This is a genomic window from Microcystis sp. M31BS1 (genome assembly GCF_020245285.1).
Lineage (GTDB): Bacteria > Cyanobacteriota > Cyanobacteriia > Cyanobacteriales > Microcystaceae > Microcystis > Microcystis panniformis.
Genome location: NZ_JADBVE010000368.1, coordinates 1 through 2,798 on the forward strand (window position 1 = coordinate 1; position 2,798 = coordinate 2,798).

Below are 2,798 nucleotides of genomic sequence, written 5' to 3' on the forward strand. Positions count from 1 at the left end.
AAATAAAGCTTATTAAAAGAATGAGTTATGGATTTACCAATTTTGAACATCTTCGACTTAAGCTGTTTGCTTGCTTTAATTCATAACAAAAATTAACACACGAAAACCAGAAGAGCCTTTTTATTATCATTTAAGATTTATTTGAACCAATAAATGCTAGGCAATTCAGATTTTGGCTCTCTTATTCTTTGTGTGATCAGTTTAACTTACTATAGAAGCGATCAATCTTTGTGTCCTCTGTGTCTCTGTGGTTCCTTCCGCTCGCTCGCCCGCAGGACTGTATCTTAGAATACATTTTACCCACCAAACCTAAGAGAGCCAGATTTTATCTTAAATAACACTTAAAAAATATTGGCAACAGTGCCAAACTGGAAAAAGTTTGCTAACCTGATTACATTGATATAGCGGTAAGCGCTTGAGTGAGATACAGACCAAGCCTTGCCTAGCATGGTTTATAGCTCGTGACACTGTACCTCATACGACTGCACACCGCTATAATAAGAATCATTCTTGTAGGTGTGAGAGACAGCAATGAAAATCAAGCAAAATTTCCTAACAGCAGCGATATTACTGGGTTTTTCTGGTCCGGTACTGGCTAATAGTCTCGAAAACCTCTCTAGTAACCCCATGGCACAGGTAACAAGTGTCAATCAATTGCGGGATGTTTCTCCCACCGCCTGGGCGTTTGAGGCCTTAAGAAGTCTCGTGGAGAGGTATGGTTGTATAGTAGGTTATCCTGACCGTACTTTTCGCGGTGAACGCGCTTTAACTCGTTGGGAATTTGCCGCCGGGTTGAATGCTTGCTTAAATACCCTAGAAAGATTGATTCAAGAAGGAGTAGCGGTATTAAAAGAAGATCTAGACAAAATCAAGCGATTAGTTAGCGAATTCGAGACCGAATTAGCGGCATTGGGTGCTAGGGTTGATAACTTGGAAAATCGAGTCGCTTTTCTGGAAAATAATCAATTTTCCACCACCACTAAATTAACCGGGGAAGTGGTGATGGCATTATATGGGGTAGCCACAGGAGAAAAAAACGGTGGTGAAGGGATTCCCCAAGTGCCAGCTTTTGGTTATCGGGCCCGTTTAGAATTAAATACTAGCTTCACAGGCAAAGATTTACTCTATACCCGTCTAGCAACGGGAAATATTGCCGATTTAGCCGATACTACGGGAACTTTTGAAAGTACCTTAGCCTTTACCCAACCGGACGGCAACGATTTATTGCTAGAAGTTTTAAACTACAGTTTCCCCCTAACGGAAAATATCCAACTCTGGTTAGAAGCGACGGGAGGTGCTAAAGATGACTTTACCAATACCCTCAACTTTTTGGATGGAGATGGTGCTAGTGGGGCGCTTTCCGCTTTTGGTACTCGCAATCCCCTTTATTTTGCCCCCGGACAAACTGGACTCGGTTTACAGGGTAATTATGGGGCTTTGCAATTCAGCGCCGGTTATCTTGCCGGGGATGCTAACGATCCTAACCCGGGTGCGGGTTTATTTAACGGTTCCTATACTGCCCTAGGGCAGCTGGGTTATGTTCCTAACGAGAATTTTGGCATTGCTTTATCCTACCTTCATGGTTATAACCAATTAGATACGGGAACGGGAAGCCAGCGCTCGAATTTCCGATTTTTCACCGAAGAACTATTCGGGGAGGCCGTGCCGACAATTAATAATAGTTTGGGTTTACAATTTACTTGGCGAATTGTCGATGGTTTTGTCCTCGGTGGTTGGGGTGGCTATACAAAAGCTATCACTCTTAGCACCTTAGATGGACAACTAGAACGCGGGGATTTAGATATCTGGAATTGGGCGGTAACTTTGGCTTTTCCTGATTTATTTAAGGAAGGAAATACGGCGGGTATTATTGTTGGTATGCAGCCCTGGGTATCTAGTTCTAGTATTAGATTAAATGATGGCAGTGCTACTAATGATCCCGATACTTCCTTTCATATTGAAGGATTTTATGAGTGGAAACTCACTGATAATATTGCCCTTACTCCGGGGGTAATCGTGATTACTTCTCCTAACTCTAATAACAACAATTCCACCTTAGTTATCGGTACTATCCGCACGACTTTTACTTTCTGATTTGTCTAGGCAGCCAGTCAGAGATAAAGATAAAATATGACAGGACTTGAAATCATCTCTCCACTGGCTGCCATTTCGCACTCTAAACTAACTGAGTGAAGGGGGCATTTATGGTATTTTTAGAAGCAATTTAGCCTACTTTTGTGGTTTCTTTTTTGATGGATTTAGAGGGTTTTAGTTTATGCTTGAGGGTTGAAGTTGTGGCGAAGAGGTCAAGGACGATTTGAGGAACACTGTTAAATGTGATTAAATAGAGTACAATGAAAGTTGAAGATACACCTAGTTACCTAGTTAAGCCATGAAACAAGTTATCAAAAATATTAAGGTATCGGAGATTCCTACACTAATCGCTCAGTTAGGTCTTTCTCCTGAACAAGAAGTTAATCTGACAATTGAGGAAAATTCAGAAAGTCTTATCTCAATTATGGATAAAGTCGGCAAAAAGGCTCAAGCTAAAGGTTTGACAGAAGATAAACTAACAGAACTATTAGTAGATGAATCCTAATCGAGTTGTTATAGATACAAATGTTTTTATTAGTGCTTTACTAAATCCCCTAGGAACACCAGGGTAATCGCGCGTTGACCGAGCCCTTGAATTCCGAGAAGTTAGTCTAAATTTTGGCGTTTGTTCCGATTCTATCCGAGTAATTTTCCGAAATTTAGGGGGTTTCTAATCCTCGAAAACCGATGAACTCAGAAGGAAC

The 2,798-nt window shown here is 41.1% G+C and carries 2 protein-coding genes and 1 pseudogene; all 3 read left to right on the forward strand.

Features of this window, described 5'->3' with window-relative positions; genetic code table 11:
- Nucleotides 1-531: 531 nt before the first annotated feature.
- The gene (locus IM509_RS20690) at nt 532-2,094 is read left to right on the forward strand and encodes an iron uptake porin (protein WP_002763778.1); all 1,563 of its coding nucleotides are present in this window, start codon (nt 532-534) and stop codon (nt 2,092-2,094) included.
- 298 nt (nt 2,095-2,392) lie between these two features.
- The gene (locus IM509_RS20695) at nt 2,393-2,599 is read left to right on the forward strand and encodes a hypothetical protein (protein ID WP_185237093.1); all 207 of its coding nucleotides are present in this window, start codon (nt 2,393-2,395) and stop codon (nt 2,597-2,599) included.
- Nucleotides 2,589-2,660, forward strand: a pseudogene (locus tag IM509_RS24220) (putative toxin-antitoxin system toxin component, PIN family); the annotation flags it as partial. The gene IM509_RS20695 and the pseudogene IM509_RS24220, both read left to right, overlap by 11 nt.
- Between the last annotated feature and the right edge of the window lie 138 nt (nt 2,661-2,798).

Excerpts from the sequence above, each read along its gene's own strand:
- IM509_RS20695 (WP_185237093.1), top strand. The coding sequence starts at position 2,393 with ATGAAACAAGTTATCAAAAATATTAAGGTATCGGAGATTCCTACACTA.
- IM509_RS20690 (WP_002763778.1), top strand. The coding sequence starts at position 532 with ATGAAAATCAAGCAAAATTTCCTAACAGCAGCGATATTACTGGGTTTT.